The 25,696-nt window shown below is 69.9% G+C and carries 26 protein-coding genes; 19 read left to right on the top strand and 7 right to left on the bottom strand.

The window, feature by feature from the left end; genetic code table 11:
- Positions 1 to 93 precede the first annotated feature (93 nt).
- The 12 genes from glyA (at position 94) to AB0N90_RS05390 (ending at position 11,495) form a co-directional block, all read left to right on the top strand.
- Positions 94 to 1,332 (top strand): serine hydroxymethyltransferase, encoded by a 1,239-nt coding sequence (glyA, locus tag AB0N90_RS05335; protein WP_365193141.1) that lies wholly within the window; start codon positions 94 to 96, stop codon positions 1,330 to 1,332.
- 129 nt (positions 1,333 to 1,461) lie between these two features.
- Positions 1,462 to 2,790 (top strand): MraY family glycosyltransferase, encoded by a 1,329-nt coding sequence (locus AB0N90_RS05340; RefSeq protein ID WP_361674609.1) that lies wholly within the window; start codon positions 1,462 to 1,464, stop codon positions 2,788 to 2,790.
- Between the two features lie 302 nt (positions 2,791 to 3,092).
- Positions 3,093 to 3,533, top strand: coding sequence for a hypothetical protein (locus AB0N90_RS05345; protein ID WP_361674607.1), 441 nt, complete (start codon positions 3,093 to 3,095; stop codon positions 3,531 to 3,533).
- Positions 3,534 to 3,743: 210 nt separating this feature from the next.
- Positions 3,744 to 4,583: a F0F1 ATP synthase subunit A gene (atpB, locus tag AB0N90_RS05350; RefSeq protein WP_361674605.1), complete on the top strand. Its 840-nt coding sequence runs from the start codon at positions 3,744 to 3,746 to the stop codon at positions 4,581 to 4,583.
- A 75-nt stretch (positions 4,584 to 4,658) separates the two neighbouring features.
- Positions 4,659 to 4,883 carry an ATP synthase F0 subunit C gene (gene atpE / locus AB0N90_RS05355; RefSeq protein WP_125209298.1) on the top strand — a complete coding sequence of 75 codons (225 nt, stop codon included), beginning with the start codon at positions 4,659 to 4,661 and terminating at the stop codon, positions 4,881 to 4,883.
- Between the two features lie 41 nt (positions 4,884 to 4,924).
- Positions 4,925 to 5,470 carry a F0F1 ATP synthase subunit B gene (locus AB0N90_RS05360; protein ID WP_037656500.1) on the top strand — a complete coding sequence of 182 codons (546 nt, stop codon included), beginning with the start codon at positions 4,925 to 4,927 and terminating at the stop codon, positions 5,468 to 5,470.
- Positions 5,467 to 6,282: a F0F1 ATP synthase subunit delta gene (locus tag AB0N90_RS05365; RefSeq protein WP_361674601.1), complete on the top strand. Its 816-nt coding sequence runs from the start codon at positions 5,467 to 5,469 to the stop codon at positions 6,280 to 6,282. Before AB0N90_RS05360 ends, AB0N90_RS05365 begins: the two co-directional genes overlap by 4 nt.
- Positions 6,283 to 6,442: 160 nt before the next feature.
- Positions 6,443 to 8,035, top strand: a complete 1,593-nt coding sequence (atpA, locus tag AB0N90_RS05370; protein WP_361674599.1) for a F0F1 ATP synthase subunit alpha — start codon at positions 6,443 to 6,445, stop codon at positions 8,033 to 8,035.
- A 21-nt stretch (positions 8,036 to 8,056) separates the two neighbouring features.
- Positions 8,057 to 8,974 (top strand): F0F1 ATP synthase subunit gamma, encoded by a 918-nt coding sequence (locus AB0N90_RS05375; protein ID WP_365193142.1) that lies wholly within the window; start codon positions 8,057 to 8,059, stop codon positions 8,972 to 8,974.
- Positions 8,974 to 10,410, top strand: a complete 1,437-nt coding sequence (gene atpD, locus AB0N90_RS05380; RefSeq protein WP_361674595.1) for a F0F1 ATP synthase subunit beta — start codon at positions 8,974 to 8,976, stop codon at positions 10,408 to 10,410. The genes AB0N90_RS05375 and atpD overlap by 1 nt, the downstream gene beginning before the upstream one ends.
- Before the next feature lie 109 nt (positions 10,411 to 10,519).
- A complete protein-coding gene (locus AB0N90_RS05385; protein ID WP_037656493.1) occupies positions 10,520 to 10,894 on the top strand; it encodes a F0F1 ATP synthase subunit epsilon in 375 nt (124 codons plus the stop codon).
- Between the two features lie 154 nt (positions 10,895 to 11,048).
- Entirely contained in the window at positions 11,049 to 11,495 is a 447-nt protein-coding gene (locus AB0N90_RS05390; protein ID WP_361674593.1) for a DUF2550 domain-containing protein, read from the top strand.
- Positions 11,496 to 11,535: 40 nt separating this feature from the next.
- On the opposite strand, the gene AB0N90_RS05395 is transcribed toward AB0N90_RS05390, so the two are convergent.
- Positions 11,536 to 13,374: a glycoside hydrolase family 18 chitinase gene (locus AB0N90_RS05395; RefSeq protein ID WP_365193143.1), complete on the bottom strand. Its 1,839-nt coding sequence runs from the start codon at positions 13,372 to 13,374 to the stop codon at positions 11,536 to 11,538.
- Between the two features lie 231 nt (positions 13,375 to 13,605).
- Here AB0N90_RS05395 and AB0N90_RS05400 point away from each other — a divergent pair, with 231 nt between their 5' ends.
- On the top strand, positions 13,606 to 14,334 hold the full coding sequence (locus AB0N90_RS05400; protein ID WP_365193144.1) for a DUF4097 family beta strand repeat-containing protein: 729 nt from the start codon (positions 13,606 to 13,608) through the stop codon (positions 14,332 to 14,334).
- Between the two features lie 64 nt (positions 14,335 to 14,398).
- Here AB0N90_RS05400 and AB0N90_RS05405 read toward each other — a convergent pair whose 3' ends face one another.
- Both AB0N90_RS05405 and AB0N90_RS05410 read right to left on the bottom strand, forming a co-directional pair.
- Positions 14,399 to 15,046, bottom strand: coding sequence for a response regulator transcription factor (locus tag AB0N90_RS05405; protein ID WP_365193146.1), 648 nt, complete (start codon positions 15,044 to 15,046; stop codon positions 14,399 to 14,401).
- Entirely contained in the window at positions 15,043 to 16,275 is a 1,233-nt protein-coding gene (locus tag AB0N90_RS05410; protein WP_365193148.1) for a histidine kinase, read from the bottom strand. Before AB0N90_RS05410 ends, AB0N90_RS05405 begins: the two co-directional genes overlap by 4 nt.
- A 157-nt stretch (positions 16,276 to 16,432) precedes the next feature.
- On the opposite strand from AB0N90_RS05410, the gene AB0N90_RS05415 reads away from it, so the two are divergent.
- Positions 16,433 to 16,972, top strand: a complete 540-nt coding sequence (locus tag AB0N90_RS05415) for a hypothetical protein (protein WP_365193149.1) — start codon at positions 16,433 to 16,435, stop codon at positions 16,970 to 16,972.
- On the opposite strand, the gene AB0N90_RS05420 is transcribed toward AB0N90_RS05415, so the two are convergent.
- From AB0N90_RS05420 to AB0N90_RS05430, 3 genes are read right to left on the bottom strand one after another with little or no spacing between them, the layout of a single operon-like run.
- Positions 16,969 to 17,541, bottom strand: a complete 573-nt coding sequence (locus AB0N90_RS05420) for a cob(I)yrinic acid a,c-diamide adenosyltransferase (protein ID WP_365193151.1) — start codon at positions 17,539 to 17,541, stop codon at positions 16,969 to 16,971. The two genes, AB0N90_RS05415 and AB0N90_RS05420, sit on opposite strands and share 4 nt — an antisense overlap.
- A 13-nt stretch (positions 17,542 to 17,554) precedes the next feature.
- On the bottom strand, positions 17,555 to 18,304 hold the full coding sequence (locus tag AB0N90_RS05425; RefSeq protein WP_365193153.1) for an ABC transporter permease: 750 nt from the start codon (positions 18,302 to 18,304) through the stop codon (positions 17,555 to 17,557).
- A 19-nt stretch (positions 18,305 to 18,323) separates the two neighbouring features.
- Complete coding sequence (locus tag AB0N90_RS05430; protein ID WP_365193155.1) at positions 18,324 to 19,109, bottom strand: ATP-binding cassette domain-containing protein; 786 nt, start codon at positions 19,107 to 19,109, stop codon at positions 18,324 to 18,326.
- Positions 19,110 to 19,189: 80 nt separating this feature from the next.
- Here AB0N90_RS05430 and AB0N90_RS05435 point away from each other — a divergent pair, with 80 nt between their 5' ends.
- From AB0N90_RS05435 to AB0N90_RS05450, 4 genes are all read left to right on the top strand, one after another.
- Positions 19,190 to 19,825: a helix-turn-helix domain-containing protein gene (locus AB0N90_RS05435; RefSeq protein WP_365193157.1), complete on the top strand. Its 636-nt coding sequence runs from the start codon at positions 19,190 to 19,192 to the stop codon at positions 19,823 to 19,825.
- 240 nt (positions 19,826 to 20,065) lie between these two features.
- On the top strand, positions 20,066 to 20,914 hold the full coding sequence (locus AB0N90_RS05440) for a 3-hydroxyacyl-CoA dehydrogenase family protein (protein WP_085566591.1): 849 nt from the start codon (positions 20,066 to 20,068) through the stop codon (positions 20,912 to 20,914).
- Positions 20,915 to 21,084: 170 nt separating this feature from the next.
- Positions 21,085 to 21,408, top strand: coding sequence for an STAS domain-containing protein (locus tag AB0N90_RS05445; protein WP_037656479.1), 324 nt, complete (start codon positions 21,085 to 21,087; stop codon positions 21,406 to 21,408).
- Between the two features lie 276 nt (positions 21,409 to 21,684).
- A complete protein-coding gene (locus AB0N90_RS05450; RefSeq protein WP_365193158.1) occupies positions 21,685 to 24,144 on the top strand; it encodes an ATP-binding protein in 2,460 nt (819 codons plus the stop codon).
- A gap of 114 nt (positions 24,145 to 24,258) precedes the next feature.
- Here the strand turns inward: AB0N90_RS05450 and nucS are convergent, their stop codons facing one another.
- On the bottom strand, positions 24,259 to 24,930 hold the full coding sequence (gene nucS, locus AB0N90_RS05455) for an endonuclease NucS (RefSeq protein ID WP_361674571.1): 672 nt from the start codon (positions 24,928 to 24,930) through the stop codon (positions 24,259 to 24,261).
- Positions 24,931 to 25,219: 289 nt separating this feature from the next.
- Here nucS and AB0N90_RS05460 point away from each other — a divergent pair, with 289 nt between their 5' ends.
- Positions 25,220 to 25,612, top strand: coding sequence for an SCO5389 family protein (locus AB0N90_RS05460; RefSeq protein WP_085566593.1), 393 nt, complete (start codon positions 25,220 to 25,222; stop codon positions 25,610 to 25,612).
- The last annotated feature ends 84 nt before the right edge of the window (positions 25,613 to 25,696 follow it).

Here is a 25,696-nt window from a genome sequence, read left to right on the forward strand (position 1 = left end):
CGTCCGGGCCGTCCACGACCGTCGACACCGCGCCCCCCGACGAAGCCCGGCCTACATTAGGGGTACGTCACCGTCGACCGCCCGGAGTCCGTCATGTCGGTCATCACCCTGCACGAGGCCGATGTCCTGCGGCAGCAGGATCCCGAGGTGGCCGAGATCCTGCTGGCGGAACTGCGCCGGCAGTCGACGTCGCTCCAGCTGATCGCGGCGGAGAACTTCACCTCCCGCGCCGTGCTCGCCGCCCTCGGCTCCCCGCTGGCGAACAAGTACGCCGAGGGCTATCCCGGCGCCCGCCACCACGGCGGCTGCGAGATCGTGGACATGGCAGAGCGGCTGGCGGTGCGGCGGGCCTGCGCGCTGTTCGGGGCCCGGCACGCGAACGTACAGGCCCACTCCGGCTCCTCCGCCGTCCTCGCCGCGTACGCCGCCCTGCTGCGCCCCGGCGACACCGTCCTCGCCCTCGGCCTGCCGTACGGCGGACACCTCACCCATGGCTCCCCGGCCAACTTCTCCGGCCGCTGGTTCGACTTCGTCGGCTACGGCGTCGACGCGGAGACCGGGCTGATCGACCACGACCAGGTGCGCCACCTGGCCCGCAACCACCGTCCCAAGGCGATCGTGTGCGGCTCCATCGCCTACCCGCGGCACATCGACTACGCCTTCTTCCGCGAGGTCGCCGACGAGGTCGGCGCCTATCTGATCGCGGACGCCGCCCACCCCATCGGCCTCGTCGCGGGCGGCGCCGCCCCGAACCCGGTGCCGTACGCCGACATCGTCTGCGCGACCACGCACAAGGTGCTGCGCGGACCTCGCGGCGGCATGATCCTGTGCGGCGCCGAGCTGGCCGAGCGGGTGGACCGTGCGGTGTTCCCGTTCACCCAGGGCGGGGCGCAGATGCACACCATCGCCGCGAAGGCCGTCGCGTTCGGCGAGGCGGCGACCCCGGAGTTCGCCACGTACGCCCACCAGGTGGTCGCCAACGCCCGCACCCTGGCCGCCCATCTCGCCGAGGAGGGGCTCACCGTCACCACCGGCGGCACGGACACCCATCTGATCACCGCCGACGCGGCACCGCTCGGCGTGGACGGCCGCACCGCCCGCGGCCGGCTCGCCGCCGCCGGGATCGTCCTGGACTGCTGCGCGCTGCCGCACGGCGACGGGAGGGGCCTGCGCCTGGGTACGGCCGCGGTGACCACCCAGGGCATGGGCGAGCCGGAGATGGAGCGGATCGCGAAACTGCTCGCCGCGGTGGTGCGCGGGCACCCGGAACCGGCCGGGGCGCGGGCCGAGGTGCAGGAGCTGACCGGCGCGTTCCCGCCGTATCCGGGCTGACCGGAACCGGGCGCGGGGCGCCTCACAGCATGGTCTGCAACCATCCTGGCTACCCGTAAGTCCTCAGACGTATACGCCCGCCGCTAGGCTGTGGGGCTGTGATGGCCAGCGAGACCTGTGGGGAAGCCCGTGCGTGAATACCTGCTGACGCTCTGCATCACGGCCGCGGTGACGTACCTGCTGACGGGGCCGGTGCGGAAGTTCGCGATCGTGGCGGGGGCGATGCCGGAGATCCGGGCCCGGGACGTGCACCGGGAACCCACTCCGCGCCTCGGCGGGATCGCGATGTTCTTCGGACTGTGCGCGGGCCTGCTGGTCGCCGACCATCTGTCCAGCCTGAACTGGGTGTTCGAGAAGTCCAACGAACCGCGGGCCCTGCTCTCCGGCGCCGCCCTGATCTGGCTGATCGGCGTCCTGGACGACAAGTTCGAGATCGACGCCCTGATCAAGCTCGGCGGCCAGATGATCGCCGCGGGCGTCATGGTGATGCAGGGTCTGACGATCCTGTGGCTGCCCATCCCCGGCGTCGGCAATGTGGCGCTGACCCAGTGGCAGGGCACGCTGCTGACCGTGGCGCTCGTCGTCATCACGATCAACGCCGTGAACTTCGTGGACGGCCTCGACGGTCTCGCGGCCGGCATGGTGTGCATCGCGACGGTGGCGTTCTTCCTGTACGCGTATCGCGTCTGGGTGTCGTACGGCATCGAGGCCGCCGCCCCCGCCACCCTGTTCGCGTCGATCCTGATGGGCATGTGCCTGGGCTTCCTGCCGCACAACATGCACCCGGCGCGCATCTTCATGGGCGACTCCGGCTCCATGCTGATCGGCCTGGTGCTGGCCGCGGGCGCCATCTCGATCACGGGTCAGGTGGACCCGGACGTGATGAACCTGTTCTCCGGTTCCGAGCGCGCCACCGTGCACCAGATGGTGCCCGTCTACATCCCGCTGCTGATGCCGCTGACGATCATCGCGATCCCGGCCGCCGACCTGGTGCTGGCCATCGTGCGGCGCACCTGGCGCGGTCAGTCGCCGTTCGCCGCGGACCGCGGGCATCTGCACCACCGGCTGCTGGAGATCGGCCACTCGCACAGCCGCGCGGTGCTGATCATGTACTTCTGGTCGGCGCTGATCGCCTTCGGCGCGCTGGCCTACTCGGTCAACTCGGCGTCGATGTGGATCGTGCTCGGCGTCGTCTTCCTCAGCGCCGTGGGCCTCGTCCTGCTGCTCCTGCCGCGCTTCACGCCGCGGGTGCCGGTGTGGGCCCAGCGCTTCGTGCCGCCGCGCTACCGGCGCCGCCGGGCCGCGGCGGCGGAGGCGGAACTCGCCATGGAGGCGGCCGCGCAGGACGCTCCCGACGAGCCGGAGACCGAGGACCGCGCGCCCGTCACGGCCGGTGTGTCCGGCGTCAACGGGGCGACCGCAATCGGCACTCGTGGGCGTTTTCCTGACCGTTCCTGAGACGGGCAAGGTAAGAATCTGACTAGAGCATTGCCAAGTCGTGGGGGAGCAAAGATCCCTAATACCAGACAAAGCGGCTCGGTTTCTGATCAGACGTGCAGAGTCACTCTCATGTGTGACAGCAAGCACACCTACCAGGTAAAGACCTCATCAAATAGTTTGTGATACTGTTCACGAGAACCCGGGATAGAACCGACGGACCGTAGTGCGACGGCCCTTTGGTGTGAGGTCTCGTTCACTCAGCCCGGGACTACGCTCGTCCATGACGACACCTGCCCCCCTGTGAAAGCGGAGTTGCCGCCATGCCGTCTTCTGACGCCCGGATCCTGGCCCAGGCCGCCGTACCCACGGCTGTCGTCGGCGCGCTTGCCGCCGTCGTCAGTGGTGTGGTCGCGGGCGGCAAGGGAGCGATCGGGGCCGTCGTCGCGACCGTGGTCGTGGTCCTGTTCATGGGGCTCGGTCTCTATGTGCTCCAGCGCACCGCCAAGTCATTTCCGCAGCTGTTCCAGATGATGGGCCTGATGCTCTACGCGGCTCAGCTGCTGCTGATGGTCATCTTCGTCGCACTGTTCAAGAACACCACGCTCTTCAACCCGCGTGCCTTCGCCATCACGCTTGTGGTCGCCACCCTCGTGTGGATCGCCGCGCAGACGCGTGCGCACATGAAGGCCAAGACCCTCTACGTCGAACCGGACGCCTCGTCTTCGGGTGACAAGCCCGAAAAGACAGGGCGTTCGTCGTGAGAGGTAGGGCCGGGATAAAGGCGCAGCACGCATGCTGCTATCGTCCGGTGCCAACTGCGGCATCGCGGGCGCGGGCATCTGAGCTGACGCCTGTTCGATCGCGAGGCGAGATGCCCCCCAGCCGCCCCCACATCCGTCACACCAGTCCCGTGCCGACCCGCGGCCGCACGCCGCGCCGACACAACGAGGTTGCCGTACCTATGCGCCACGATGAAGGAGCCCGCGGTGAGTGCTGATCCGACGCAGACGCTCGCTTTCGACTCGAGCTGCCACCTGTTCAGCGGGTGCGGCTTCGACACCGTCGCTCCGGGCCTGCATTCGTTCCTCTTCGAGCCGATCTGGGGGAACACGAACGGCCTGTACTTCAACAAGCCGATGCTCCTCGCCCTGCTCGGTTCCATCATCGTCGTGGGCTTCTTCTGGGCCGCCTTCGGCAAGGCCAAGGTCATCCCGGGCAAGCTCCAGATGGTCGGCGAGGCCGGCTACGACTTCGTGCGCCGGGGTGTCGTCTACGAGACCATCGGCAAGAAGGAAGGAGAGAAGTACGTACCGCTGGTCGTCTCTCTCTTCTTCTTCGTCTGGATGATGAACATCTGGTCGATCATCCCGGTCGCCCAGTTCCCGGTGACGTCGATCATCGCCTACCCGGCAGCGCTGGCCGCGATCGTCTACGTGCTGTGGGTCTCGCTGACCTTCAAGCGGCACGGTTTCGTCGGCGCGTTCAAGAACTTCACGGGTTACGACAAGTCGCTCGGCGCGGTGCTGCCGCTGGCCATGGTCATCGAGTTCTTCTCGAACCTGCTGGTCCGCCCCTTCACCCACGCCGTCCGACTGTTCGCGAACATGTTCGCCGGTCACACGCTGATCGTGCTCTTCACGATCGCCAGCTGGTACATGCTGAACGGCATCGGTATCGCCTTCGCCGGCGTCTCGTTCGTGATGACGATCGTCATGACCGCCTTCGAGCTGTTCATCCAGGCCGTCCAGGCATACGTCTTCGTCCTGCTGACCTGCTCCTACATCCAGGGCGCGCTCGCCGAGCACCACTGAGCCACTCCGCCCCGAAACCCCTGGTCGTCCGGTGGCCAACCCCCCACCGGTCCGTAAAGAAAAGGAAGAACTGGCATGTCCCAGACCCTTGCCGCTGTCACTGGTTCGCTCAGCTCCGTCGGTTACGGCCTTTCGGCCATCGGCCCCGGCGTCGGCGTCGGCATCATCTTCGGTAACGGCACGCAGGCCCTCGCGCGTCAGCCCGAGGCTGCGGGCCTGATCCGCTCCAACCAGATCCTCGGCTTCGCGTTCTGTGAGGCGCTGGCCCTCATCGGCCTCGTCATGCCGTTCGTCTACTAAGACGAGCGACAGCGACAGCCCATTCGACGAAAGGCACTGAGATGACCCACTCATGGGTTCAGTTTGCGGCGGAGAAGGAGAACCCTCTCATTCCGCCGTGGCCGGAGCTCGTCATCGGCCTGATCGCCTTCGTCATCGTCTTCGGCTTCCTCGCCAAGAAGCTCCTCCCGAACATCAACAAGGTTCTGGAAGAGCGTCGCGAGGCCATCGAGGGCGGTATCGAAAAGGCCGAGGCCGCGCAGACCGAGGCCCAGAGCGTCCTTGAGCAGTACAAGGCCCAGCTGGCCGAGGCACGGCACGAGGCCGCGCGACTGCGCCAGGAGGCGCAGGAGCAGGGTGCCACGCTCATCGCCGAGATGCGGGCCGAGGGCCAGCGGCAGCGCGAGGAGATCGTCGCCGCCGGTCACACCCAGATCGAGGCCGACCGCAAGGCCGCCGCGTCCACGCTGCGTCAGGACGTCGGCAAGCTCGCCACCGACCTGGCCGGCAAGCTCGTCGGCGAGTCCCTTGAGGACCACGCCCGGCAGAGCCGTGTGATCGACCGCTTCCTCGACGAGCTCGAGGAGAAGGCCGAGGCCGCGCGATGAACGGAGCGAGCCGCGAGGCCCTGGCAGCCGCACGGGAGCGTCTCGACGCGCTGACGGACTCCACGTCCGTGGACGCGGCCGCGCTCGCCGACGAGCTGGCGGCCGTCACCGCGCTGCTCGACCGCGAGGCCGGCCTGCGCCGGGTTCTCACCGACCCGGCGCAGTCCGGAGAGGCCAAGGCCGAGCTGGTCCAGCGCCTGCTCGGTACCCAGGTCAGCGGCGTGGCCGTCGACCTGGTGGCCGGGATGGCCCGCGCCCGCTGGTCGCAGCCCCGCGACCTGGTGGACGCGACGGAGCAGCTGGCGGACATCGCCGACCTCACCGCCGCGGAGAAGCGTGGCAACCTCGACGAGGTGGAGGACGAGCTGTTCCGGTTCGGCCGGATCGTCGCCTCCAACACCGAGCTGCGCGCCGCCCTGACCGACCGCACCGCGGGCGCCGGGGCCAAGACCGAGCTGCTGAACCGGCTGCTGGGCGGACGGGCCAAGCCCGCCACCGAGCGTCTGGTCGTGCGCCTCGTGGCCGCGCCGCGTGGTCGTAGCCTGGAAGCGGGACTGGAGTCCCTGTCCAAGCTGGCCGCGGAGCGCCGGGACCGTCTGGTCGCCGTCGTCACCTCGGCGGTGCCGCTGAGCGACACCCAGAAGCAGCGCCTCGGCGCCGCTCTCGGCAAGCTCTACGGCCGCCGGATCCACCTCAACCTGGACGTGGACCCCGACGTCGTCGGCGGTATGCGGGTCCAGGTCGGTGACGAGGTCATCAACGGTTCGCTCGCGGACCGACTGGACGAGGCCGCCCGCCGCATGGCGAGCTAACGGCGACGCGACAGCGACGCAGCACCTCGACATACCGAGTAATAGCAGTACGTACATACGGCCCTGGTTGGGCCGTGCAGAGGATTCACCTCCTGTTGGGGGGAGTCCCCATCCCCCCAAAGTGAAACTTCGGGCCCAACAAGGAGAGCAGGGAACCCAGATGGCGGAGCTCACGATCCGGCCGGAGGAGATCCGGGACGCGCTGGAGAACTTCGTCCAGTCGTACAAGCCGGACGCGGCCTCGCGCGAGGAGGTCGGTACGGTCACCGTCGCCGGCGACGGCATCGCGAAGATCGAGGGTCTTCCCTCGGCCATGGCCAACGAACTGCTGAAGTTCGAGGACGGCACCCTCGGCCTCGCCCTCAACCTCGAGGAGCGCGAGATCGGTGCCGTCGTCCTCGGCGAGTTCAGTGGCGTCGAGGAGGGCCAGCCGGTCACGCGTACCGGCGAGGTGCTCTCCGTCGCGGTCGGCGAGGGTTACCTCGGCCGTGTTGTCGACCCGCTCGGCAACCCGATCGACGGCCTCGGCGAGATCGAGACGTCCGGCCGCCGCGCCCTTGAGCTGCAGGCCCCCACGGTCATGCAGCGCAAGTCGGTGCACGAGCCGATGGAGACCGGCTACAAGGCCGTCGACGCGATGACCCCGATCGGCCGTGGTCAGCGTCAGCTGATCATCGGTGACCGCCAGACCGGCAAGACCGCCCTGGCCGTCGACACCATCATCAACCAGCGCGACAACTGGCGCACCGGCGACCCGAAGAAGCAGGTCCGCTGCATCTACGTCGCCATCGGCCAGAAGGGCTCCACCATCGCGGGCGTTCGCCGCTCGCTGGAGGAGAACGGCGCGCTGGAGTACACGACCATCGTCGCCGCCCCGGCGTCCGACCCGGCCGGCTTCAAGTACCTTGCGCCGTACACCGGTTCGGCCATCGGCCAGCAGTGGATGTACGAGGGCAAGCACGTCCTCATCATCTTCGACGACCTCTCGAAGCAGGCCGACGCCTACCGCGCCGTGTCCCTGCTGCTGCGCCGCCCGCCGGGCCGTGAGGCCTACCCGGGTGACGTCTTCTACCTGCACTCGCGTCTGCTGGAGCGCTGCGCCAAGCTCTCCGACGACATGGGCGCCGGTTCGATGACCGGTCTGCCGATCGTCGAGACGAAGGCCAACGACGTCTCGGCGTTCATCCCGACCAACGTCATCTCCATCACCGACGGCCAGTGCTTCCTGGAGTCGGACCTGTTCAACGCCGGTCAGCGTCCCGCGCTGAACGTCGGTATCTCGGTCTCCCGAGTCGGTGGCTCCGCCCAGCACAAGGCGATGCGCCAGGTCTCCGGCCGCCTCCGTGTGGACCTCGCCCAGTTCCGTGAGCTGGAGGCGTTCGCCGCCTTCGGTTCCGACCTGGACGCGGCCTCCAAGGCCCAGCTGGAGCGCGGTCAGCGCATGGTCGAGCTGCTGAAGCAGGACCAGTACCAGCCGATGGCCACCGAGGACCAGGTCGTCTCCGTGTGGGCCGGCACCAACGGTCGTATGGACGATGTCCCGGTCGTGGACGTCCGTCGCTTCGAGCGGGAGCTGCTGGACTTCCTGCACCGCAAGCACCAGGGCCTGATGACCTCCATCAAGGAGGGCGCCAAGATGTCGAACGACACGATCCAGGCGATCGACGACGCGGTGGCCGAGTTCAAGAAGCAGTTCGAGACCTCGGACGGCAAGCTGCTCGGCGAGGACACTCCTGCCGCTGCCGCCAAGTGACGTAAGGAAGGGACCTGACTCATGGGAGCCCAGCTCCGGGTCTACAAGCGTCGCATCCGATCCGTCAGCGCGACCAAGAAGATCACCAAGGCGATGGAGATGATCGCCGCCTCGCGCGTCGTCAAGGCGCAGCGCAAGGTGGCGGCCTCCACGCCGTACGCGACCGAGCTGACGCGCGCGGTCACGGCGGTCGGTACGGGGTCGAACACCAAGCACCCGCTCACCACGGAGGCGGAGAACCCGACCCGTGCCGCGATCCTGCTCCTCACGAGCGACCGCGGTCTGGCCGGCGCCTTCAACTCCAACGCCATCAAGGCGGCGGAGCAGCTGACCGCGCGCCTGGAGCGCGAGGGCAAGCAGGTCGACGCGTACATCGTCGGCCGGCGCGGTGTCGCCCACTACAACTTCCGCGAGCGCAAGGTCGCGGAGTCGTGGACGGGCTTCACCGACGAGCCGTCGTACGCCGACGCGAAGAAGGTCGCGGCACCCCTGATCGAGGCCATCGAGAAGGACACGGCCGAGGGCGGCGTGGATGAACTCCACATCGTCTACACCGAGTTCGTCTCGATGATGACGCAGACCGCGCTCGACGCACGGCTGCTTCCGCTGCGCCTCGACGAGGTCGCCGAGGAGACGAAGTCCGAGGGCGAGATCCTTCCGCTCTACGACTTCGAACCCTCCGCGGAGGACGTCCTCGACGCCCTGCTGCCCCGCTACGTGGAGAGCCGTATCTACAACGCGCTGCTCCAGTCGGCCGCTTCCAAGCACGCCGCCACGCGGCGCGCGATGAAGTCGGCCACCGACAACGCGGGCGAGCTGATCAACACGCTCTCCCGTCTTGCCAACGCGGCCCGCCAGGCCGAAATCACCCAGGAAATCAGCGAGATCGTCGGTGGCGCGAGCGCCCTGGCCGACGCGACCGCGGGGAGTGACCGATAATGACCACCACTGTTGAGACCGCGACGGCTACGGGCCGCGTCGCCCGGGTCATCGGCCCGGTCGTCGACGTGGAGTTCCCCGTCGACGCGATGCCGGACATCTACCAGGCGCTGCACGTCGAGGTGGCCGACCCGGCCAACGCCGGCGAGAAGAAGACGCTGACCCTGGAGGTCGCCCAGCACCTGGGTGACGGCCTGGTCCGCACCATCTCCATGCAGCCCACCGACGGCCTGGTCCGCCAGGCCCCGGTCACCGACACCGGCGCGCCGATCTCGGTGCCGGTCGGCGACTTCACCAAGGGCAAGGTGTTCAACACCCTCGGTGAGGTGCTGAACGTCGACGAGCAGTACGAGGGCGAGCGCTGGCCGATCCACCGCAAGGCGCCGAACTTCGACGAGCTTGAGTCGAAGACCGAGATGTTCGAGACGGGCGTCAAGGTCATCGACCTGCTCACCCCGTACGTCAAGGGCGGCAAGATCGGCCTGTTCGGCGGCGCCGGCGTCGGCAAGACGGTGCTCATCCAGGAGATGATCTACCGTGTCGCCAACAACCACGACGGTGTCTCCGTGTTCGCCGGTGTCGGTGAGCGCACCCGTGAGGGCAACGACCTCATCGAGGAGATGACCGACTCGGGCGTCATCGACAAGACCGCCCTGGTCTTCGGTCAGATGGACGAGCCCCCGGGCACCCGTCTGCGCGTCGCGCTGGCCGGCCTCACCATGGCCGAGTACTTCCGTGACGTCCAGAAGCAGGACGTGCTGTTCTTCATCGACAACATCTTCCGCTTCACGCAGGCCGGTTCCGAGGTCTCCACGCTGCTCGGCCGTATGCCGTCCGCGGTGGGTTACCAGCCGAACCTGGCCGACGAGATGGGTCTCCTCCAGGAGCGCATCACGTCGACCCGCGGTCACTCGATCACCTCGATGCAGGCGATCTACGTCCCCGCGGACGACCTGACCGACCCGGCCCCGGCCACCACCTTCGCCCACCTCGACGCGACGACGGTTCTCTCCCGTCCGATCTCGGAGAAGGGCATCTACCCGGCCGTGGACCCGCTGGACTCGACGTCCCGGATCCTGGACCCGCGGTACATCGCCGCGGACCACTACAACGCGGCCATGCGCGTGAAGAACATCCTGCAGAAGTACAAGGACCTGCAGGACATCATCGCGATCCTCGGTATCGACGAGCTCGGCGAGGAGGACAAGCTCGTCGTCTGGCGTGCCCGTCGCGTGGAGCGCTTCCTGTCCCAGAACACCCACGTCGCCAAGCAGTTCACCGGCGTGGACGGTTCGGACGTGCCGCTGGACGAGTCGATCGCCGCGTTCAACGCGATCTGCGACGGCGAGTACGACCACTTCCCGGAGCAGGCGTTCTTCATGTGCGGTGGCCTTGAGGACCTCAAGGCCAACGCCAAGGAGCTGGGCGTCTCCTGAGCCTCGTGCTCTTGGAGGGGGCGGGCGCGTCCCGCCCCCTCCGCAACGCCCACTAGAATTGACCCCAACACCCGGCACCCCTGCCGGGTGGTGACCCGAGGAGCCACTCTTGGCTGCTGAGCTGCACGTCGAGCTGGTCGCCGCGGACCGCCAGGTCTGGTCCGGCGAGGCCACCCTGGTCGTCGCGCGCACCACCTCCGGCGACATCGGCGTCATGCCCGGTCACCAGCCGCTGCTCGGTGTGCTGGAGTCGGGCCCGGTGACCATCCGTACGAGTGATGGTGGAACGGTCGTCGCCGCGGTGCACGGCGGTTTCGTCTCGTTCGCGGACAACAAGCTGTCCCTGCTGGCCGAGATCGCCGAGCTGTCGGACGAGATCGATGTCCAGCGCACGGAGCGGGAACTCGAGCGCGCGAAGGCGGAGGGCGACGCCGCCGCCGAGCGCCGCGCGGACGTCCGACTTCGTGCGGCGACCGCACGCTGAACCAGCCGCGCGGTACGTTGACATCACTCAGCCGCGGCCGGCCCGGAGCAATCCGGTGCCGGTCGCGGCTGAGGCAGATGTAGGTGTTTTTTCCGTTTCATTACTCAGTAGTAGAAGCAGTTTCCCTACCTAGGAGACGAGGAGGTCGGTGCCGATGGTCCTCGCTCTGACTGTGTGCGGGATCGTGGTCGCGCTCGTGGTGGTCGGGCTGTTTCTGTTCGGCCTGCGGCGCCGGCTGATCCAGCGCTCGGGCGGGACCTTCGACTGCTCCCTGCGCTGGGACGTGACCGAGAATCCGGACACCGGCGGCAAGGGCTGGAGCTACGGCGTCGCCCGCTACAACGGCGACCGCATCGAGTGGTACCGGGTCTTCTCCTACGCCGTCCGACCCCGCCGGGTCCTGGAACGCGCCCAGATCGAGGTGGCCGGCCGCCGGCTGCCCGAGGGCGAGGAGGAACTGGCGCTGCTGTCCGACGCGGTGGTCCTCGCCTGCGTCCACCGGGGCACACGCCTCGAACTCGCCATGAGCGAAGACGCGCTGACCGGGTTTCTGGCGTGGCTGGAAGCGGCCCCACCCGGACAGCGGGTGAACGTGGCGTAACCACGTCCACCCGCTGGGCCGATGCTTCTTACTGGGCTTCTTACAGGTTGCTGCTGATGGCGTTCACCAGTTCGCCGTCGCTGGTGTCGCCGCTGAACTCCCAGAAGAACGCGCCGCCCAGGCCCTGGGTCTTGGCCCAGCTCATCTTCCCGGCGATGGTCGACGGGGTGTCGTACGACCACCAGTTGCTGCCGCAGTGGGCGTACGCGGTGCCCGCGACGGTGCCGGTGACCGGGCAGGACGACTTGAGGACCTTGTAGTCCTCGATGCCCTGCTCATAGGTGCCGGCCGCCGGTCCCGTGGCGGTGCCGCCCGGGGCGTCCTGGGTGACGCCGGTCCAGCCGCGGCCGTAGAAGCCGATGCCGATGAGCAGCTTGGACGCGGGGACACCGGCCGCCTTGTACTTGGCGATCGCGTCGGCGGTGGTGAAGCCCGCCTTCGGGATGCCGCTGTACGAGGTGAGCGGGGAGTGCGGGGCGGTGGGGCCCTGCGCGTCCCAGGCGCCGAAGAAGTCGTACGTCATCACGTTGTACCAGTCGACGTACTGGGAGGCGCCGGAGTAGTCGGCGGAGTCGATCTTGCCGCCGTCCGAGCCGTCGGCGGAGACCGCGGCCGTGACCAGCTTGCTGCTGCCGAACTTGGCGCGCAGCGCGGCCATCACGTTCTTGAACGCCTCGGGCCCGCTGGTGTCACAGGTCAGACCGCAGTTGTTGGGGTACTCCCAGTCGATGTCGATGCCGTCGAACACATCGGCCCAGCGCGGGTCGTTGACGAGGTCGTAGCAGGACTGGGCGAAGCCGGCCGGGTCCTTGGCCGCGTCGGCGAAGCCGCCGGACCAGGTCCAGCCGCCGAAGGACCAGATGACCTTGAGATTCGGGTACTTGGCCTTCAGCTCGCGCAGCTGGTTGAAGTTGCCGCGCAGCGGCTGGTCCCAGGTGTCGGCGGTGCCGTTGACGGCCTGGTCGGCGGTGAACGCCTTGTCGTAGTCGGCGTAGGAGTCGCCGATGGCGCACTTGCCGCCGGTGATGTTGCCGAAGGCGTAGTTGATGTGGGTGATCTTGGCGGCGGAGCCGGAGGTCACCAGGTTCTTCACGTTGTAGTTGCGGGCGTAGATGCCCCAGTCGGTGAAGTAGCCGAGCTTGACCTTGCCGCCGGCGGGCGGGGGAGTGGTGGAGCCGCCGCCGGTGGTGTGCACGGCGACCGCGGCGCTGGCCGGACCGGTCTGGTCGGCGGTGTCGCGGGCCTGCACGGAGTAGGAGTAGTCGCTGCCCGCGGTGAGCCCGGTGTCGGTGTACGACGTGGTGGTCACGGTGGCCACGACCTTGCCGTCGCGCAGCACGTCGTAGTTCTTGATGCCCTTGTCATCGGTGGCCGCGCTCCAGGAGAGCTTCACCGAGGTGTCGGAGACGCCGGAGGCGGTCGGGGTGCCGGGGGCGCTCGGGGCGGAGTCGCCGGGGGCCGTCGTGCCGTCGCAACTGCTGCCGTTGAGCGTGCAGTTGCTCGGATTGCCGGAACCGGCGCCGTTGAAGCCGAAGCTGATGGAGGCCCCGGCGGCGAGGGTGCCGTTGTAGGACTTGTTCTTCGCCGTCCAGTGGTTGCCGGAGTTGGTGACGTCGGCGTCCCAGGCGGAGCTGACGGACGTGCCGGAGGGGAAGTCCCACTCGACGGTCCAGGAACTGATGCTCGCGGAGCCCGCGTTCTTGATGGTCCACTGGCCGCCGAAGCCGGTGCCCCAGTCGCTGGACTTGGTGAAGCTCGCCGTGACGTTGCCCGCGGCCTGGGGACTCGCGGCCGGGGCGGGGCTCGCGAGCCCGACCAGTCCGGCCATGGGGAGTATCAGGGTCGCGAGCCCTGCCGCGACCTTGTGTCTGAAGCGCATCGAGCGCCTCCCTCGGTAGTGGGGGTGACAGGGGGCATGACTGAGCCTTCATGCCCACGGTGCTGCGAGGGTAGAAAGGTCTGGACCACGGGTCAATAGGTCTGGACCATTCCAAGTCCTGTAAACCCCCGGTGCATTGGGGGGTTTTCCCCAGCGAAGTGCAGGCGGCGGGCTGCGTACGATCGCTGTGACCGATCAACGATCCGATGTGCTGTATACGGGGGATTCTTCATGCGACCCGCGCGTTTCCTTGCTGCCGTGGCCCTGGCCGCACTCACCGTCGGCGGGCTGTCCGCGTGCCAGGTCCTCGACCACAAGACCTTCCAGGACGACGCCACGGTGTCCCAGAAGGTGACCTCGATCCACCTCGACAGCGGGGACGGCGGGGTGAAGGTGCGGACATCGGCGGACGCCGCCACGATCTCCGTGCACCGCAAGGTCAACTACTCCGGCGACAAGCCGACCGGCACCAGCTTCCATGTCGACCAGGGCGTCCTGACCCTCGCCGGCTGCGGCCACAGCTGCGGCGTCGACTACGACGTGACGGTGCCCGCCGCCCTCCCGGTGACGGGCGGCACCTCCAACGGCGACCTCAGGCTGAACGGCGTCGGCGCGGTCGACGTACACACCAGCAACGGCGAGATCGCGGTGACCGGAGCGACGGGCGCGGTGAAGCTGCGCACCTCCAACGGAGAGGTCACCGTGAAGAACGCCAAGGGCGGCGTCGACGCGCAGACGTCGAACGGCGGAGTGACGATCCAGGCGGCCACCCCGCAGGACGTCAAGGCACACACCTCCAGCGGAGACCTCACGGTCACGATGCCGCCCGCCGGCTACCGGATATCGGCGAACAACACCAACGGCGACAAGAAGGTCGCGTTCAAGGACGACCCCGCGGGCCGCTACCGCCTGGACCTGTCGACGACCAACGGCGACCTCACGGTGCGGTCGGCGCGCTAGCGGACGTGACCGAGGCCGTGACCGGGGCCGTGACCGTGACCGGGGCCATGGCCTGGCGGCTCGGCTAGGCGCCCAACTCCCGTGCCAGTACGGCCGCTTGCACCCGGCTACGCAGGTCCAGCTTGCCCAGCAGTCGGCTGACGTGCGACTTGGCCGTGCCCTCCGCCATCTCCAGCCGGGCGCCGATCTGCGCGTTGGACAGCCCCTCGCCGAGCAGGGAGAGCACCTCGCGCTCGCGGGGGGTCAGTCCGTCCAGGACGGCCGGATCCGGCCGGGTGCCCCGGCCGCCGCCCGGCCCGGCGGCGAACTCGGCGATCAGGCGCCGGGTCACGGCCGGTGCCACGACCCCCTCCCCGCGCGCCACCGTCCGCACCGCGTCGATCAGGTCCTTCGCCTCCGCGCTCTTCAGCAGGAACCCGGCGGCTCCGGCCCGCAGTGCCCCGAAGACGTACTCGTCCAGATCGAAGGTGGTCAGTACCAGGACATCCGCGAGTCCTTCCGCCGCGATGAGCCGGGTCGCCGACACCCCGTCCAGGCGTGGCATCTGCACATCCATCAGGACGACATCGGGCCGCAGTTCCCGGGCGAGTTCCACCGCCCGCTCGCCGTTCGCGGCCTCGCCGACCACCTCGATGCCGGGCGCGCTGCGCAGGATCAGGACCAGTCCCGCGCGGACGGCCGACTGGTCCTCGGCGACCAGGACGCGGATCATGCGCGGACCTCTTCGCCGGAGACTTCGGCGAGGGCGGTGCCCTTGGTGGGGGTGCCCTCGGTGAGGGTGGGTGCGGCGATGGTGTGCTCCGCCAGCGGAAGAAGGGCATGTACGGTCCAGCGGTCACCGCCCGGGCCGGCGGTCAGGGACCCCCCGAGCAGCGCGGCCCGCTCCCGCATCCCGGGGAGCCCGGCACCCGAGCCGGGCACCCGGGGTCCGTCGCCGGGCCGGTAGGGGCTGCTCACCTCGATCCGCAGGGCGTCGCCAGCCCGGCGCAGCAGGACCAGGACGGGTCCCGGGGCCGCGTGCTTGAGGGCGTTGGTCAGCGACTCCTGGACGATCCGGTAGGCGGCCAGCTCGACCGGGGCCGGGACGCTGCCCTGTCCGGCGTCGAGGGTGACGTCCAGCCCGTTGGCGCGGGCGCCGGCGACCAGCGTGCCGAGTCCGTCGAGCGTCGGTGTCGGCATCGGCCCACTCTCGCCGCCGCTGTCCCGCAGGATGCCGATCAGCCGTCGCATCTCGGTCAGTCCGGCCACGCTGTTCTCCCGGATGACGGTGAGGGATGCCCGGGAGGTGTCCGGGTCGTCGAGGGAGAGCGCGGCCGTGGAGTGGATCGCGATGGCCGACAGATGGCCCGCGACCATGTCGTGCAACTCCCGTGCCATCCGCGCCCGTTCGGCGGTCACCGCCTGGGTGCGGTCCATCTCCGCGAGCAGCGCGGTCTGTTCGGCCCGCAGCCGGGCGGTCTCGGCGGCCTCGTGATGATTGCGCACCAGGGCCCCGGTGGCGGCGGGGCCGAAGGAGACGACGGCGCAGCCGAGGCCGACCAGGATGGCCTGCGGCTCGCGCCACCAGAGGAGGAAGCCGAGCGTCACCCCGAGGCTGACCAGCCCGGTGGTGACCGGGATACGGCGGGCGGCGGCCGGTGAGCCGTAGAGCACGGCGGTGTAGGCGAGGTCCGTGAACATCAGGATCGTCGCCACATTGCCCGGGGTGAACATGTCGAAGGTGAGGGCGAAGGTGCCCAAGATCAGCGCGAGTTGGGGCCGGGTGCGGCGGAGTAGCTCCAGGCCCGCGGTGACCGTCAGCGGGATCAGTCCCCAGCCGGCGCCGAGCACCCCGCTGCCCGAGGTGTGCAGCCCGAGCGCCCACACCACGATTCCGCCCGCGAGACCGCCGGCCGCGAGGAACACGTCGAACCGGTGCGGTCGGGGGAGTCGTACGGCCATGCCCCCATCCAACACGCCCCGGGACCGTCGCGGATGGTCCCTGGGGACGGTCCCGGACTGCCACTTTCGCTTACCTGGACTCGCCCCGGGAGACGACGATCCGCCGCCCCCGCCGCGCGAGCCTGGGAGGCGGGGAACGGAGAAGAGGGAGTGCGGTGTGATCATCACGTTGATCGTCGGCTGCGAGGTGGCGTTCTGGGTGCTGCTGGCGGCGGGGCTGGGTGTCCGGTACGGGCTGCGGATGCCGCGCACCGGACTGGCCCTGCTGCTGTGCGAGCCGCTGCTGGAGGTGGTCCTGCTCGTGGTCACCACGATCGATCTGAAGCACGGCGGCCGGGCGGACTGGCGGCATGGACTCGCCGCCGTCTACATCGGCTTCACGGTCGGCCTCGGCCACGCCACGATCGGCTGGGCCGACGCCCGGGTCGCCCACCGCTTCGCCGGTGGGCCGCCCCCGGTGCGCCCGCCCCGCCACGGCCGGGCCCGCGCCGTCCACGAATGGCGGGTGGCGGCCCGCTGGACGCTGGCCTGTGTCGTCGCCCTCGCGCTGCTCCAGGCGGCGATCTGGTACGTCGGCGCCGACGGCGACACCGGTTCGCTGCGGTCGTGGCAGCTGACGATGGTGTGGCTGATCGGCATCAATGTGGTCATCGCCGGGAGCTACACGCTGTTCCCGAAGCGGGAGCGGGCCCGCTAGCGCTCGCCGCCCGGTACCCACAGCACGTCGCCGGTGGCCTTGTTGGCGATGCGGGCCAGGATGAACAGCAGATCGGAGAGGCGGTTGAGGTAGGTGGCGGTGAGGGGGTTCATGAGGTCGCCGTGCACCTCCATGGCCGCCCAGGTGGAGCGTTCGGCGCGGCGGACGACCGTGCAGGCCTGGTGCAGCAGGGCCGCGCCCGGGGTGCCGCCGGGGAGGATGAAGGAGCGCAGCTTCTCCAGCTGCTCGTTGAAGCGGTCGCAGTCCGCCTCCAGCCGGTCGATGTAGAACTGCTCGACCCGCAGCGGGGGGTACTCCGGGTTCTCCGCCACCGGGGTCGACAGGTCCGCGCCCACGTCGAACAGGTCGTTCTGCACGCGGGTGAGGACCGTGACGACCTCCGCGTCCAGGCCGCCCAGGGCGATCGCGGTGCCGATGACCGCGTTGGCCTCATTGGAGTCCGCGTACGCGGAGATCCTGAGGTCCGTCTTGGGCACCCGGCTCATGTCACCGAGGTGCGTGGTGCCCTTGTCGCCGGTGCGGGTGTAGATACGCGTCAGATTGACCATGGGCCCAGCGTAATTACGCCCCGGCCGTCCGGAACACCCGTGTGCCCGTCGTCACGGACACCGCGGCGAAGCCGACGGCCACGAGCACGCCGTAGAGCATGTGCGCGCTCGTGTAGTGGCCCACGTAGGCGTCGCGGATCGCGTCCACCAGATAGCGGAACGGCACGAAGTGCGAGAGCACGTTCAGCCAGGTGGGTGCCAGGGACATCGGGAGCATCAGGCCGGACAGCAGCATCGAGGGCATCGACACCGCGTTGATCAGCGGCCCGAACTCCTGCGGGGTGCGGACCTTCATGCCCATCGCGTACGACAGGGAGGCCAGGGAGAGGGTGAGCAGGGCGACGAACCCGAAGCCGATGAGGATCCCCGCCAGGGGTGCGCGCAGCCCCATCACCAGGGCGGCCAGCACCAGCAGGACGGCCTGGAACACGAACACCGTGGCGTCGCGCAGCACCCGGCCGAGCAGCAGGGCGAGCCGGCTGACCGGGGTGACCCGCATCCGCTCCAGCACCCCCTGGGCGTTCTCCATGATGATCGTGAATCCGGCGAACAGGGCGCCGAAGAGGCCGAGTTGGAGCAGCAGCCCCGGCACCAGGATTTGCCAGGAGCTGCCCGTCCGGCCCAGTGGCAGGCCGGTCAGCAGGGGGCCGAAGAAGAGCAGGTAGAGCAGCGGGGTGAGGGTGCCGAAGAGCATGGCGAAGCGGGAGCGGAGGGACTGGCGGAGGTAGCGGCCGTAGACGAGGGCCGTGTCGTGCAGCAGCATGCCGGTGGGCTCCTGGGGGCTATACGGCGACGGGCGCGTCGTCGGTGGGGGCGGGGGCGCGGCCGGTGACGGCCAGGAAGGTGTCCTGGAGGGTGGCGTCCAGGGAGCCGCCGTACCGCAGCTTGAGCGCGCCCGGTGTGCCCTCGGCGGCGACCGCCCCGCCGTCCACGATCACCAGGCGGTCGGCGAGGGCGTCGGCCTCGTCCAGGTAGTGGGTGGTCAGGAAGACGGTCGTGCCGTGCTCGTCGCGCAGCCGTCGGACCAGGTCCCACAGATCGGCGCGGCTGCCGGGGTCGAGCCCGGTCGTGGGCTCGTCGAGGAACAGCACCTGGGGGCGGTGGGTCAGGGCCATCGCGATGTCCAGGCGGCGGCGCTGACCGCCGGAGAGGGCCCCGGTTCTGCGGTCGAGGAGGCCGGTCAGGCCGAGTTCGCGGGCGAGGTCCTCGGCGCGGGCGGCGGCGTCGGCCCTGGACAGCCGGTAGAAGCGCGCCTGGGTGACCAGCTCCTCCCGGACGCTGATCTGGGGGTCGACGCCGCCGGACTGGGCCACGTACCCGGAGACCCGGCGGACTCCGGCCGGGTCGGTGACCAGGTCGTGTCCGGCGACGGTGGCGGTGCCGCCGGTCGGCTTCAGCAGGGTGGTGAGCATGCGCAGGGTGGTCGTCTTGCCGGCGCCGTTGGGGCCCAGGAACCCGAGGATCTCGCCCTCGTGGACGGTGAGGTCGACACCGCGTACGGCGTCGACCGGGCCGGCTTTCGTCTGGAAGGTGCGGGCGAGGTTCGCCGCGCTGATGACTGCTGCCATGCTCCCCAGAAAAACAGAGTCCCTGAAAAATTGCAATGACTCCAAGTTTTCATGGAGTGCAGCGAAGTTAGGATGCGGGCATGGCTGAGGGGCTCAGGGAGCGGAAGAAGCGGCAGACCCGGCAGTACATCTCCGATGTCGCCACCGGGCTGTTCATCGAGCGCGGCTTCGACGCGGTGACGGTCGCGGAGATCGCCGACGCGGCGAACGTCTCCGTGAACACCGTCTACAACTACTTCCCGGCCAAGGAGGACCTGTTCCTCGACCGCTCCGCGGGCATGGTCGACCGGCTCGCCCGCTGGGTGCGGGGCCGCGCCGAGGGCGAGTCCGCGGCGGAGGCGGTGCTGCGCGAGCTGCGGGACGAGGTCCGCGCGGTGTCCCCCCGGGTCGGCCTGCTCGCGGGCTACGCCGACTTCATGCGGGTGATCCAGGAGGCGCCGGCCCTGCGCTCCCGGCTCTGGGCGCTCGCCCAGGAGGTGGAGGCCAACCTGGAGCAGGTGCTGCGCGAGGAGACCGGGGCGGCCGAGGGCGAGGAGCTGCCGAGCCTGATGGCCGGTCAGATCAGCTGGATCCACGGCACGGTCATCAGGGTCATCGGGCGCGAGATGCTCAAGCGCCGCGAGCCGGGCGAGGTCTCCCGCGAGGTGCTGGCGCTGCTGGACGACATCGAGGAACTGCTGAGCGAGCGGGTGCTCGGGTACGCGGTGCGCGGGTAGGGCCAACAGGGCGATACCGGGGGCTTTTTCACGTGGCTGGAACGTAGTGCCTCGAACACGCACCGTGTCGACCGCCGTTCGGGCGCCGCTGCGATCCCGGGGGAAGTCGCCTTGATGTGACGTCCGTCAAATGAGACGTGACGCGCGTTACTTACTGGTCACACGGCCGCTTCGGAGCGCTATCGTCCGCCGAAGGCACACATGTCCATAGCGGGTAACAGCGGGAAGAGGGAGTCGGACGTGGCAGGGAAGCTCGCCGTCATCGGGGCCGGTCTCATGGGGTCCGGTATCGCTCAGGTCGCCGCGCAGGCGGGCTGGGAGGTCGTCCTTCGCGATGTCACCGACGAGGCGCTGGCGCGCGGCACCGACGGCATCAAGGCGTCGTACGACAAGTTCGTGAGCAAGGGCAAGCTGGACGCGGCCGACGCCGAGGCCGCGCTGGGCCGCATCACCCCGACCACCGACCTGGACGCCGCCGCGGACGCGGACATCGTCGTGGAGGCCGTCTTCGAGAAGCTGGAGGTCAAGCACGAGATCTTCCGCGCGCTCGACAAGATCGTGCGCCCGGACGCCGTGCTCGCCTCCAACACCTCCGCCATCCCGATCACCAAGATCGCGGCGGCCACCGAGCACCCCGAGCGGGTCGTCGGCGTCCACTTCTTCTCGCCGGTGCCGATGATGAAGCTGGTCGAGCTGGTGCGCGGCTACAAGACGAGCGACGAAGCGCTCGCCACCGCGCGGGAGTTCGCCGAGTCCGTCGGCAAGACCTGCATCGTCGTCAACCGCGATGTCGCCGGGTTCGTCACCACCCGCCTCATCTCCGCGCTCGTCGTGGAGGCCGTCAAGCTCTACGAGTCGGGCGTGGCGACCGCCGAGGACATCGACCTCGCCTGCAAGCTGGGCTTCGGGCACGCCATGGGCCCGCTCGCCACCACCGACCTGACCGGCGTGGACATCCTGCTGCACGCCACCGGGAACATCTACACCGAGTCCCAGGACGAGAAGTTCGCCCCGCCGGAGCTGATGCGCCGGATGGTGGATGCCGGTGACATCGGCCGCAAGAGCGGGCAGGGCTTCTACACGTACTGATCGGCGTACTGACGCGTTCCGCCACCGAGTTCACTCCCGGAGCATCACCCTCAGGGGTGAATTCGGTATCGGTTCGCTTACAAGCAGCAACCGCACCGCCACGCATTCAGTCAGACGGTGCACACCATTGATACGGAGTTGGCCACAACCGCACTCGACGGGGAGCGCATATGTACATCAGGGGCGACCACGCCGAGCTGGTCGTCGGGGGGCGCCTCGACGTCCGTAGCGCGGCGGACGCCCGTACGGCCCTGCACTCGGCCGTCGACGACGGCGCCGGCGACCTGGTGCTCGACCTGTCCGAACTGGACTCCTGGGACGCCACCGGGCTCGGTGTGATCATGGGTGCCCACCGGCGGGCCGGCCGCTGCGGGCGCCGCCTGGTGCTGCGCGGTGTACCGCCGCAGATGCAGCGCCTGTTGGTGGCCACCCGGCTGCATCGCATCCTCGCGATCGAGGGCGGTATCGGAGTGGAGTCGCTGCCCCGGGTGTGAGCCGGTGCCCATGGGGCGCAAGCGCAGCCCATGGGGCGCAAGCGCAGCTCAAGGGGCGCAAGCACACCGGACGGTCAATCCGCGCCGGACCGTGACGTCTCGGACCGTGGGGCACCCCGCCCTGTCGTGGATACTGAGCAAAGGTTTAGTGTTCGGTCGCCCGCCCGACTCGCAACCCTCGACCGAGCGGGCCCGGACCGGAGCGACAGTGCGACGTGCGGCAGGCCGGGAGGGGCCGTAACACGAGCACACGACGCTTATGGGGGGCTTGAACCCATGGACCCGATCAGCCCTGGGCCTGAGGAGTACGGACACACGGGCGCCCGACGCCCGCCCCGGGACCCCCTCACCGCCGACTTCGGCCCGAGCACGCCCGCGCCCGCCCGTACGGCGCATCTCGTCACCGGCGATCTGCTGCTGACCGTCAACCCCGTGGACGGCAGCGAGATCGAGCCCTGCCCGCCGGCCCGCCGCCCGGGCAGCCCCCGCAAGCGCGGCGCCGCCGAGCGTGCCGAGGCCGAACGCGCGGCCCGGCCCCCGGTGCCCCCGGGACCCGCCCAGCACCCGCTGCCCTTGCTGGAGCGTCAGGAAGTACGGGAGCGGCTGGTACGACTGCTCGCGCGCGGCCGTACCGTACGGCTCACCGGCCCCGGCGGCTCCGGCCGCACCGCCCTGCTCGACCTGGTCGCCGAGGACTGCGAGGACCTCGCGCCCGACGGTGTGGTGCGCCTGTGCGGCATCCACCGCACCGCCGAGGACCTGCTGCACGACCTCTTCCACACCGTCTACGACGCTCCGGAGCACCGTCCCGAACGCCTCGAACTGCGGGCGCCGCTCGCGGAGATCGGCGCGGTCGTCGTGGTGGACGACATCGAGTTCGGCGGCGCCGAGCTGGACGAGCTGCTGGAGGCGACGCCCGAGTGCGCCTTCCTGGTCTCCGCCACCCCGGACGTGCCCGCGCCGACCGCCGAGGCCGATGTCGAGGAGGTCTTCCTCGGCGGGCTCGACCGGGCCGGCGGGGTGGACATCCTGGAGCGCACGGCCGGACGGGTGCTCACCGAGGAGGAGGCCAACTGGGCGGGCGACCTGTGGTTCGAGTCCGAGGGGCTGCCGCTGCGGTTCGTCCAGGCGGGCGCGTTGCTGCGGCAGCGGGACCAACTCCGGGCCGAGTCCGGGGCGGTGGACGAGTACGGCGTCTTCGAGGACGTACGGCCCGTCGTCAACCCGGTGCAGGAGTTCACCGACGAGAGTGGTCCGCTGCCCTCGCTCGGCGAGGCCGCCGCGCCCGCGCCGCTGCTCGCCTCCCGGCTCAGCGCATCCGCCCGCGCCACCCTGCGCTTCGCGGTCGCCCTCGGCGGCGAGGTCCCGCACCAGGCGCATCTGCCCGCGATGGTCGGCGACACCCATGCCGACGCGGCGCTCGGCGAACTGGCGAGCTGCGGACTGGTCTCCCCGGCGGGCTCCCGGTACCGGCTCGCGGCGGGGGTGCGCACCCAGCTGGAGGCCGCGGGGTACGGCGACGACGCGCCGGAGCGGGCCCGCACCGCCGCCCAGCACTACGCCTGGTGGGCCGGGCATCCCTCGGTCACCCCGGAGCGGGTGAGCGCGGAGGCCGACGCGGTGCTCGCGGCGCTGGCGGCCGTGGTGCCACCGGCCTGTGGCGGCGACGACGCGGGTGCGGTCCAGCTCGCGCGCACCGCGGCGCCCGCGTTCGCCGCCGCGCTGCGCTGGAGCGCCTGGGAGCGGGCGCTGCGCAGCGGTGCGCAGGCCGCGCTGCACTCCGGCGAGGTGCCCGAACAAGCCTATTTCCACCATGAGTTGGGAATCCTCGCGCTGTGCGGGGGGCGGCTGGACCGGGCTCGCGCTGAGCTGGAGGCGTCGATCGGGCTGCGCGGCGCGCTCGCCGACAAGCGGGGCGCGGTCGCGGGGCGCAGGGCGCTGGCGCTGGTCGCGGACCGGGCGGGGGAGCTGCCGGGTCTGCCGGTGCCGGTGGTCGCGGGAGAGCCCGTGACGGAGCCGGTGCCCGCGCTGCCGTCCATGCCCTCGGTGCCCTCCGTGCCGGACACCCTGGTCACCCCGCGGATCGTGGCCGCGGCCCCGGCGAAGGGGCTCGGCATACGGCGTCTGGCGCGCCGCAATCTGGTGGCGGCCGGCTCCGGCGCGCTGCTCGCGGCGGTGCTGGGCACGGTGGTGACGCTCGGCATGACGTCCCACGACAGCGACGACAAGAACCCGGCGGGACGGGCCGACCTCAACCCCTCCACCAGCCAGGACGCGGACGACCCGGCCACCGGTCAGGCCCCGGCGCAGGCACCGGGCACGGCCTCGGCGCCGGCCACGGGCCACCGTACGACCCCGGCCCCGGCGGGCACGTACGCCGGGACGAACCCTCCGGTGCGGCCGTCGACGAGCCCCACGGCGGACCCGACGGGCCCGACGGGTTCGGGCACGGGCAGCGGTCCCGGCGGGGGGAGCAGCAGCGGGAGTACGTCCCCGTCGCCGACGAAGACCAGGCCGACGTCCCCGCCCCCGACCAAGCCGACGCCGCCGACCACGCCCCCGACCGCACCGACCGGCTCGACCACCCCGCCGGACCCGACGGGCTCGCCCTCGGACTCCGCGAGCGACATGACGCCGTTCACCAAGTCGGCCTCCGAGGCGGCCTCCCCGGCGGACTCGGACCCGGTGGGCTCGGACCAAGCGGACTCGGACCCGGCGGAGCAGGGGCAGATGTGAGAAACGGCGGTGCCGACCCGGTATGAGGCCGGGGCGGTACCGCCGTTCACCGCTGTACGGGCCGAGCGCCGCCGTCACGGCGGGGGAAGTGGGTGTGCGCGCTGCCGCCGACCCTCAGAACAGCCGCAGCTTGTCGTCCTCGATGCCGCGCAGGGCGTCGTAGTCCATGATGTGGCAGTCGATGCCCCGGTCGGTCGCGAGGACGCGGGCCTGGGGCTTGATCTCCTGGGCGGCGAAGATGCCGCGCACCGGCGCGAGATGGGGGTCGCGGTTGAGGAGTTCGAGGTAGCGGGTCAGCTGCTCCACGCCGTCGATCTCACCGCGGCGCTTGATCTCGATCGCGACCGTCCGGCCCGCGCCGTCCCGGCACAGGATGTCCACCGGGCCGATGGCGGTCATGTACTCGCGCCGGATGAGCGTGTAGCCGTCGCCGAGGGTCTCGATGCGGTCGGCGAGCAGCTCCTGGAGGTGCGCTTCCACGCCGTCCTTGATCAGACCCGGGTCCACACCCAGTTCGTGCGAGGAGTCATGGAGGATCTCCTCCATTGTGATGATCAGTTTCTCGCCCGCCTTGTTGACGACGGTCCACACGCCTTCGTCCTCGCCCGCGCCCTCCTTCAGCGAGCAGGGCGGCGACATCCAGTTGAGGGGCTTGTAGGCCCGGTCATCGGCGTGGATGGAGACGCTGCCGTCCGCCTTGACCAGGATCAGGCGGGGCGCCGAGGGCAGGTGGGCGGTGAGCCGGCCGGCGTAGTCGACCGAGCACCGGGCAATGACGAGACGCATGGTCGGCAACGCTACTCGACACCCGCCGCCGTACGCGATTCGCCCGCGCCGCTCCCTGTGGATCGTCCCAGTTGTCACTGCTTTGTCCCTGGAAACTCTTGTTCATCCTTGGCCGATTGTGGGTGCAACCCGACCGTTCCATATACGCATTCTGGTGGTGTGGTCACCGACCGTTGCCTACCGTAGAGAACGGGAGGTCGCGGTCCATGTACTCAGCGTGTTTTTCGGCGCCGAACTCCCTTTATCCGTCCGGCAACCCCTGTTCATCGGGGGTGCGAGAGGAGAACCCATGTCGCTCGACGTCTCACCGGCCCTACTCGACGCGGCCGAGCGAGGCGAGGTCGACGAAGCGGAATTCGTCGACTGCGTCCGGACCTCCCTGCCCTACGCATGGGAGATGATCAGCTCCCTGGTGGCCCAGCTGAAGGTGGACGGCGGCCCCTTCGCCGACAACCAGACGCCCCCGCCCAATGAGCAGGCCCGTGGCCAGCTGCTGCGCGCCCTCGCGAGCGACGCCATCCGCGGCGCGCTGCAACGGCACTTCGGCGTGCGGCTGGCCTTCCAGAACTGCCACCGGGTCGCGGTGTTCCCGCTGGACGCCTCGGTGGACGAGACGCTGACCCGCTTCACCTCGGTGCGGGCCCAGCTGCTGAACCAGTCGCCGGAGCTTCGGGACTGCTGACCCGCGGCCCCGGCAGGTCCGGGGCGGTGCGTCGCCTGCTTGCCGCTCCACCCGTGGGAGGTGCAATCGGTGCTGGGGCGGCAA

The organism is Streptomyces sp. NPDC093018, assembly GCF_040684035.1.
Lineage (GTDB): Bacteria > Actinomycetota > Actinomycetes > Streptomycetales > Streptomycetaceae > Streptomyces > Streptomyces murinus.